The sequence below is a fragment of the Streptomyces sp. C1-1 genome (assembly GCF_050214755.1).
Classification (GTDB): domain Bacteria; phylum Actinomycetota; class Actinomycetes; order Streptomycetales; family Streptomycetaceae; genus Streptomyces.
The window spans coordinates 500,964-509,849 of record NZ_CP189826.1 but is presented as its reverse complement, the minus strand read 5'-3'; the positions used below and the strand labels follow the sequence as shown (position 1 = coordinate 509,849).

The following is an 8,886-nucleotide window of genomic DNA, read 5'->3' as shown; positions in this document are numbered from 1 at the left end:
ATGGACGACTCCGCGGACCGTGCGGTGGCGGGCGGGGCCCGGGTCGAACGGGCACTGCGCACACTGCTGGAGGAGCGCGACCGCCTCCGGCAGGAGAATGAAGCCCTCAGAGCCGGCCACGGCGAATCGGTCGCCGTGGTGGCCATGGCCTGCCGCTACCCGGGAGGCGTGACCTCACCCGAGGAACTGTGGGACATGGTCCGCGACGGCGTGGACGCGGTGGACGAGTTCCCCACGGACCGCGGCTGGCGCGACCTGTACGACCCGGACCCCGACAGGGTCGGAAGCTCGTACGTACGGCACGGCGGATTCCTGACGGACGTGGCCGGCTTCGACGCGGGCTTCTTCGGCATCAGCCCGCGTGAGGCAACGGCCATCGATCCGCAGCAGCGCCTGCTCCTCGAGACCTCGTGGGAAGCCTTCGAGCGGGCGGGCATCGTGCCCGCACAGGTGCGCGGGACCGACGTCGGTGTCTTCACCGGGGTGAGCTCCTCCGAGTACGGCTCGCGCTTCCTGGAGGGAGGCGGAAGCGAGCTGGAGGGCTACCTGATGCACGGGAGCGCGCTGAGCGTCGCCTCCGGCAGGGTGGCGTACGAACTGGGCCTGACCGGACCGACGTTGTCCGTGGACACGGCCTGTTCGTCGTCGCTGGTGGCCCTGCATCTGGCGGTACGGTCCCTGCGCGCGGGGGAGTGTTCGCTCGCACTGGCGAGCGGGGCGCTGGTGATGTCGACGCCCGCGATCTTCGTGGAGTTCTCGCGGCAGCGCGGGCTGGCTGCCGACGGCCGGTGCAAGTCCTTCGCGGACGGCGCGGACGGCACCGGCTGGTCCGAGGGAGTGGGCGTACTGCTCCTGGAGCGGCTGTCCGACGCCCGGCGGGCCGGCCACCCGGTGCTGGCCGTCGTCCGCGGGACCGCGGTCAACCAGGACGGCGCCAGCAACGGCCTGACCGCGCCCAACGGCCTGGCCCAGCAGAAGGTGATCCGCCAGGCACTGGCCGACGCGGGGATCGCGCCCCGGGAGGTGGACCTGGTCGAGGCCCATGGCACCGGAACCGCGCTGGGTGATCCCATCGAGGCGGGCGCCCTGCTCGCGACCTACGGACAGGACCGGCCCGAGGGCAGGCCGCTCTGGCTGGGCTCCCTGAAGTCGAACATCGGTCACGCCCAGGCCGCGGCCGGGGTCGGCGGGATCATCAAGGCGGTGCAGGCCATGCGCCACGGCTACCTGCCGAAGACCCTGCACGTACGTACGCCCTCACACCACGTGGACTGGTCCTCGGGCGCGGTCGAACTGCTGCTGGAGGGACGCGAGTGGCCCCGGCCGGACGGCCCGCGCCGGGCCGGGGTGTCCTCGTTCGGCGTCAGCGGCACCAACGCGCACGTGATCCTGGAGGAGGCGGCGCAGCCCCAGGAGCCGACCGGGCCCGGCCCGGCCGTCGCCGCCGGTCTGGTGCCGTGGACGGTGTCGGGCAGGAACACGGCGGCGCTGGGACGGCAGGCGGGCAGGCTGCACGACTTCGCCGAGGCGAACCCGACGGTGGGTGTCGCCGACACCGGCTGGTCGCTGGTGTCGAGCCGGACGGCCTTCCAACACCGTGCGGTCGTCCTGGGCCGCGACCGGGACGAGATGCTGAACGGACTGGCGTCGGTGCGCGACGGCACCGAGTCCGCCGCGGTGGTGCGCGGGACTGCCGGGGAACTGGGTGGCACTGTCTTCATGTTCGCGGGCCAGGGATCCCAATGGGTCGGCATGGGACGGCAGTTGTACGAGACCTTCCCCGTCTTCGCCCACAGTCTCGACGCGTGCGCGGCCGCGCTGGCGGAGTGGGTCGACTGGTCGCTGACCGACGTGGTGCGCGGTGCGGAAGGCGCCCCGACGCTGGACCGGGTCGATGTGGTGCAGCCGGCGTTGTTCTCGGTGATGGTGTCCACGGCCGCCCTGTGGCGGTCCTGGGGCGTGGAACCGGCCGCCGTGGTCGGACACAGCCAGGGCGAGATCGCCGCCGCCCACGTCTGCGGCGCACTGTCGCTGCGCGACGCCACCAAGATCGTGGCTCTCCGCAGCAGGGCACTGCTGGAGCTCATCGGGCACGGCGGGATGGCGTCGGTCTCGGAGTCCGCGGAACTTGTGGCCACGCGCATCGCCTCCTGGAACGGCCGGCTGGGCGTCGCCGTCGTCAACGGCCCCCGCTCCGTGGTGGTGTCCGGTGAGCCGGGCGCCCTCGACGAATTCGTCGAGAAGATGACGGCGGAGGGCATTCAGGCCAGGCGCATATCGGTCGACTACGCCTCCCATTCCCGCCAGGTCGCCAGGGTCCGCGACCAGGTGATCGGACCGCTGTCCGACATACGCCCGCAATCGTCGACGCTGCCGTTCTACTCGACCCTGCTCGGTGAAAAGATCGATACCGTAGAGCTGAACGGTGTCTACTGGTACGACAATCTCCGCGAGAAAGTCCTCTTCGAGACATCCGTCCGGCAACTGGCCGAGGACGGCCACCGGGTGTTCGTCGAAATGAGCCCGCACCCCGTCCTGACCGTCCCGGTGCAGGAGATCGTCGATGACCTCGACGACGCGCTCGTCCTGTCCTCGGCACGGCGGGACCGGGGAGAGGCGGAGGCCCTGCTCGGCTCGCTGGCCCAGCTGTACGTCCGGGGCGGGAGCGTGGACTGGGACGCCTTCTTCGGGGCGCGCCGACGGGTGGAACTGCCGACGTACGCCTTCCAGCGACAGCGGTACTGGCTGCACTCCGCCCACCCGGGGGTGACGGCGCAGCTGCCCGAGGCGGAGCCGCCCACAGCAGATGACGAGCCTCTTTCCCTGCCGGACGCGTTCTCCACCCTCTCCGAACAAGACGCGGAGGCACTCGTATTGGACCATGTCCTGGGGAAGATCGCCGTCGTGCTCGGACACCCCTCCGGTGAGACGATCGACCCCGACCAGGAGTTCAAGGACCTCGGCTTCGACTCGCTGCTGTCGGTGGAGTTGAGCAAGCGGCTGGCCGCGGCGACCGGGCTCCGGCTCCGGGCGAACATGGCGCTGAGATACCCGACCGCGCGGCTCATCACCGGGCACATAGTCTCCTCTTTCCGCGCCCGGTAACTGTCCTGTCGGCGGGACACCCCGAGTGTGCCGACGGCTCGGCCGGCCCCCGAACACCATTGTCTTGACCGGCTGTTCCCATGTCCGTGAAGGTGGAGGCGATCTCGAATTCCACCGAATCCCGGGCCTGTTCGCTTGAGGAGATGATCCGTGTGCGCTCGTTCGGTGCGTCTTCTGCGCAAAAAGGAATGTGGCTCGCGCAGAAAATGAACCCCGACACGCTGAACCACGCGCTGTTCATGTGGGACGTGGACGGTGAACTGGACACGGCGGTCATGGAATCCGCATTCCGTCACGTACTCGGCGAGGCGGAAGTGCTGCGCGTCAACTTCGTCGAAGTGGACGGCGAACTGCGGCAGGTACCCCGAGAATTGGGGGACTGGCAGCCGTTCTTCATGGATGTCGGCGACACGGCCGATCCGGAACAGGCGGCCCGCGAGGCGCTGGCCGACCTGGTGAGGCAGCCGTTCGACCTGGAGCGGGACCTGCTGTTCCGGCTGGGCGTGGTGAGACTCGGGCCAGCCCGCTCCCTCGTGGTGGTCGCCTACCACCACCTCGTCTCGGACGGGTACGGCGCGGGCGGCCTGTTCTCGCGGCGCCTCGCGGAGGTCTACACGGCGCTCGTAAGGGGCGCGCGGATACCGGAGTTGCCGCAGCCGTGGGACGCCGAGCCGTTCGCGGCCGAGGCGACGCAGTACCGCGACTCCCCGGCCTTCACCGAGGACACCGAGTTCTGGCGCTCCTATCTGACGAACGCTCCCGGGCCCGCACAGGTCCCACGCATCGCCCTGCCCGAAGAAGCGCGAGCCGCGCTGTCCGAACGGACCGGCACCGCCGACCGCTGGGGCCAACTGGCCGACGCCATCGGCATGGTGAGCCGGACGCTGACCATTCCGCGCGCCGAGGCGGACACCTGGACCGACGCCGCGAAGTCCATGGGCGTGTGGATGTCGTCGCTGCTGACCGCGGCCGCGGCCGTGTACTTCCGGCACCGATGCGACCGCCCGGAGTTCCTCCTCTCGATGGCCGTGGCCAACCGGACCGGGGCCGCGAGCAGCACACCCGGCCTGGCGGTCAACGTGGTGCCGATGCGGGTGCGGGTCCCGCTCGGCACCACCTTCGGCGAGATCGCCGACGCGGTGGTCGACGAGACGTACGAGATCTTCGGCCACATCGCCTGCCACTACTCGGACATCCAGCGCGCGAGCGGCATCAGCCTGAGCGGGCGCGGCAGTTTCGGCGCCGTGATCAACGTCGTCGAATTCGCGGAGCAACTCCACTTCGCCGGCCGCCCGGCCTGCCACCTCGGCGCGACGACCGGCGCCTTCGACGAACTGTCCATCGGGGTCTACACCGACGGAAGCGCCCACAGCGACCTGTTCCTCCGCCTCGACGCCCCGGCGACCCTGTACACCGCCGCGGAACTGCGCTTCATCGGACTTGAGTTGATCGCGTACATGCGTGCCCTGCTGGCCGCCGACGCACAACTGCCGGTCGGCGCGCTGGACGTGGTCGCGGGAGACCAGCGGGACCAGGTGCTCACGGCACCGAACGACACGGAAGTCCCGGTGCCCGGGCTGACGGTCCCCGAGCTGTTCGCCCGCCAGGTGGAGCAGGCTCCCGACGCCGTCGCGGTGGTGTCCGGGGATTCGGCACTCTCGTACCGCGAGCTGGACGAACGGTCCAGTCGCCTGGCCGCGGCGCTGCGACGCCGGGGCGTCGGACCCGAGACGGTCGTGGCGGTGGCACTGCCCCGCTCGGTGGACCTGGTCGTCGGGCTGCTGGGCGTGGCGAAGGCGGGCGGAGCCTACCTGCCCGTCGACCCGGCGTCGGCCCCGGTGCGGATCCGGCCGGTGGCGCAGGAGGCCGGGGTGCGCCTCCTGCTCGCCGAAGCGGCGACGGCCGAAGCGCTCTGTGCCGATCCGGACGTTCCGGTGATCCGGTTCGACGACATCGCCTCGGAGATCCCGGCCGAAGACGGTGCGCCGGTCGCCCTGCACCCGGACGGACTGCTGGCCGTCACACACGGTTCCGGACCGGACGGCGCGCCCACAGGAGTCGCCGTCACACACCGGACCATGCAGCGATCCGTCATGGACCGGCAATGGCGCGAAGGCAGCCGCGGCACCGTCCTGTGGCACTCTCCGCACACCTCCGATGCGCTCGCCCTCGAACTGTGGGCACCTCTGCTGAACGGCGGCCGGGTGGTCGTGGCTCCCCCGGGCGAACTGGACGTCGACACACTGACCGAACTACGAGCGGTGCACGAGCTCTCCGCGCTGTGGCTGCCCGTGGACCAGTTCTCGGCGATCGCGGCCGAGCACCCCAAGAGCCTCGCCGGGTTGCCCGAGGTGTGGACCGGCGGTGACCACGTGTCCGCGGCCGCGGTACGACGGGTGCGGGAGGCCTGTCCCGAACTCACGGTCGTGACCGGCCACGGCCCGACGGAAACGACCGTGTTCCCCGCGGCCCACCGCCTGGCCGCCGACGCCCCCGCGGACCACGTCGGGGCGGTCGGCCACCCCGCGGACAGCACCGCCCTCTACGTACTGGGCCCGGGCCTCGCGCCGGTGCCCGTGGGCGTGACCGGCGAGCTCTACGCGGCCGGACCCGGCCTCGCCCGTGGTCTTGCCGGGCGGCCCGGGCCGACGGCGGAGCGGTTCGTGCCCTGTCCGTTCGGTCCGGCGGGCGGGCGCATGTACCGGACCGGGGACCGCGTGCGATGGGGTGCCGACGGCCGCCTGGAGTACGTGGGCCGGGCCGGCACGCGGACGGAGATACGCGGCGTCCCGGTCGAGCCGGCGGAGATCGAAGAGGTGCTGTCCGAACACCCCGGGCTTGCCCAGTCCGTGGTGGTCGCCGGGAAGGACGACTCCGGGCAACGGCGGCTGATCGCGTATGTGGTTCCGGTGGGCGAGCGCGGAGCCGGGCCGGCGGCCCAGGAACTGCGCCGGTACGCCGCGGAGCGGCTGCCGGAGTCCATGCTGCCGTCCGCGTTCGTGATGCTGGAACGCCTTCCCGTGACGGCCGGCGGAAGGCTGGACCGGGCATCGCTGCCGGAACCCGCGTTCGACGACAGGAAGTACCGGGCACCCCGCAACCACACCGAGCGGGTGCTGGCCGCGGCCTTCGCCGACGCGCTCGAACTGGACCGCGTGGGCGTCGACGAGGACTTCTTCGACCTCGGTGGCAACTCGCTGCGGGCGATCAGACTGGTCGGTCTGATCCGGGCGGAGCTGAACCTCGAAGTGTCCATCCGCACCTTGTTCGCGGCACGCACCGTCGCCGGTCTGTCGGACAGGTGGAAGGACCTGGCCCGGTCGAGCAGGCCGACGCTCCGGAGGAGGACCAAGGACGGCGAAGCCCTCTGAGCATTTTACGTGTGAATTCATGTCCCGTCGGCGGGACATGAATGCGGCAGGCGTACTTGAATGGCTCATCGTGCCGGGTCTACGTTGGCGGCGCGACCGATGGAAATGCCAGCGGGAGAATTCTCTATGAGTAATCGTGAAAACGAGATCTACGACGTGGTCGGCATTGGGTTCGGTCCGTCCAACCTGTCGCTCGCCATCGCCCTGCAGGAGTTCGGGGCGCGTGGTCCGGAGGGCGGGATCAGCAGCATCTTCTTCGAGCGTCAGCCCTCTTTCGGCTGGCACCGCAACATGCTGCTGCCGTCGGCGACCATGCAGATATCCTTTCTCAAGGACCTGGTCACCTTCCGCAATCCGACGTCGAGTTTCAGCTTCGTCGCGTATCTGCACGCGTCGGGGCGGCTCCCGCAGTTCGTCAACAACCAGGACTTCTTTCCCACCCGCCAGGAGTTCCACCAGTACCTGGAGTGGGCGCAGGCAAGGGTGGCCGACCACATCGTGTACGGCAGCGAGGTGACGTCGATCCGACGGCAGCCGGGCGCCGCTCCGGAGCTGTCGGACCGTCTGCTGCTGGAGGTGGCGGACACCGCCGGCCGGCCCGGTCGGGTGGTCGAGGCCCGCAACGTGGTGATCTCCACCGGCCTGGTCCCGAGCATGCCCGAGGGAACCGAGCGCGACGAACGGGTGTGGCACAGCTCGGAGTTCCTGGAGAAGTACCGCCGGACGGACCCCGGGGAACTGCGCCGGGTGGCGGTGGCCGGAGCCGGCCAGAGCGCCGCCGAGATCGCCAGGTTCCTGTACGACGAGCTGCCGCACGCCGAGGTCTGCGCGATCGTTCCGTCCTACGGCTACTCCGTCGCGGACGACACTCCCTTCGCCAACCAGGTCTTCGACCGGGGAGCCGTCGACGAGTACTACTTCGGCACCGAGCAGACGCGGGATGCGTTCTGGCGGTACCACCGCAACACCAACTACTCGGTGGTCGACGACGAGGTGATCCGGGACCTGTACCGCAGGTCGTACGACGACGACGTACGGGGCGTCAGCCGTCTGCAGTTCCTCAACCTGACGAGGGTCACCGGTGTGAAGCGCGCGGGCGCCGAGACGCGTGTGTCCCTCCAGGAGGGCTCCGACGGCGAGGTGCGCGAACTCGACTTCGACCTGCTCGTGTGCGCGACGGGCTACAACGCGATGGAGCCCACGGCCCTGCTCGGCGATCTCGACCGGTACTGCCTGCGTGACGAGTCCGGCCGGTACCGGGTGGAGCGGGACTACCGCATCGTCACCGCGCCCGACCTGCGGTGCGGCATCTATCTTCAGGGCGGTACCGAACACACCCACGGTCTGACCTCCTCACTGCTGTCGAACATCGCGGTACGCAGTGGCGAGATCGTCGACTCGATCGTCGCCCGTCGCGCGGAGCAGGGCGACAGGAGCACGGTCCTCGCCGAGGCCGGAAAGGGAACGTTTCGATGAGTGACCCGGTGGAGGATCGGTGGCTGCGCCGCTACCGCGACGACGACGGCTGCGAGACGAAGCTCGTCTGCTTCGCCGCGGCCGGCGCCGGTGCGAGCGCGTATCGCAGCTGGGCTCTGGGACTGCCGTCGGACGTCGCCGTGCTCGCCGTGCGCTATCCGGGCCGGGAGGACCGGTTCGGCGACCCGTTCGCGCCCCGGCTGGAGGCCCTCGCGGACGAGATAGCAGATGCGCTCGACGGGCTGACGCGGCATCGGCTGGTGATGTTCGGCCACAGCATGGGGGCCTCGGTGGCACACGAGGTGGCACTGCGCTTCCAGGAGCGGGGGTGCCCCCCGGCCGCCCTGTGCGTGTCCGGCAGGCGGGCGACGCACGCGCTTGCCGGCCGGCAGATGATCTCCGGCACGGACGAGGAGATCATCGCGCATGTCGTGGGCTTCGACGCGAGCCGTGCCGCGGTCTTCGCCGACCCCGACCTGCGGGAGATCGTGCTCCCCGCGGTCCGCGCGGACTACCACTTGGTGGACGACTACGCCGGCGGCCCTCGGCCCCCGCTCGACTGTCCGGTCTACGGCTACACCGGTGACGCCGATTCCGAAGTGACTCCGGAACAGATGGGCCGCTGGGAGGAGTTGACGCACGACGCCTTCCGGCTCCGCGTGCTGCCCGGCGGGCATTTCTATCTGAGAGCCGAAGAAGCCGCGTTGCTTGCGGACCTGAGTGACGTATTGGGCGATATCAAGTCCCGTACGAAGACCGTCACTTGACCTGTGCAATGCCGTGGTACGCTCATTTCGGTGGCACGGTAATGCGTATCGGTGTGTGATTTCACCATTGCCCATTTTCAGGGCGCCAACTTCCGCTCGGCCGTCGGAAACCGAGCCAGGGAAAGTCGCGTCCAATCCAGCAATTCCCTCTTGAGTAACTCACGCGC

The 8,886-nt window shown here is 70.0% G+C and carries 4 protein-coding genes; all 4 read left to right on the top strand.

The features are described 5' to 3' along the window. The 4 genes from ACQF4J_RS02260 (at window position 1) to ACQF4J_RS02245 (ending at window position 8,719) form a co-directional block, all read left to right on the top strand. Window positions 1–3,105: a type I polyketide synthase gene (locus tag ACQF4J_RS02260; protein ID WP_427164358.1), complete on the top strand. Its 3,105-nt coding sequence runs from the start codon at window positions 1–3 to the stop codon at window positions 3,103–3,105. 80 nt (window positions 3,106–3,185) lie between these two features. Then, complete coding sequence (locus ACQF4J_RS02255) at window positions 3,186–6,476, top strand: amino acid adenylation domain-containing protein (protein ID WP_351800837.1); 3,291 nt, start codon at window positions 3,186–3,188, stop codon at window positions 6,474–6,476. Window positions 6,477–6,602: 126 nt separating this feature from the next. Beyond that, complete coding sequence (locus tag ACQF4J_RS02250; protein ID WP_427164356.1) at window positions 6,603–7,952, top strand: lysine N(6)-hydroxylase/L-ornithine N(5)-oxygenase family protein; 1,350 nt, start codon at window positions 6,603–6,605, stop codon at window positions 7,950–7,952. After that, the gene (locus tag ACQF4J_RS02245; protein ID WP_351800835.1) at window positions 7,949–8,719 is read left to right on the top strand and encodes a thioesterase II family protein; all 771 of its coding nucleotides are present in this window, start codon (window positions 7,949–7,951) and stop codon (window positions 8,717–8,719) included. Before ACQF4J_RS02250 ends, ACQF4J_RS02245 begins: the two co-directional genes overlap by 4 nt. Window positions 8,720–8,886 lie beyond the last annotated feature (167 nt).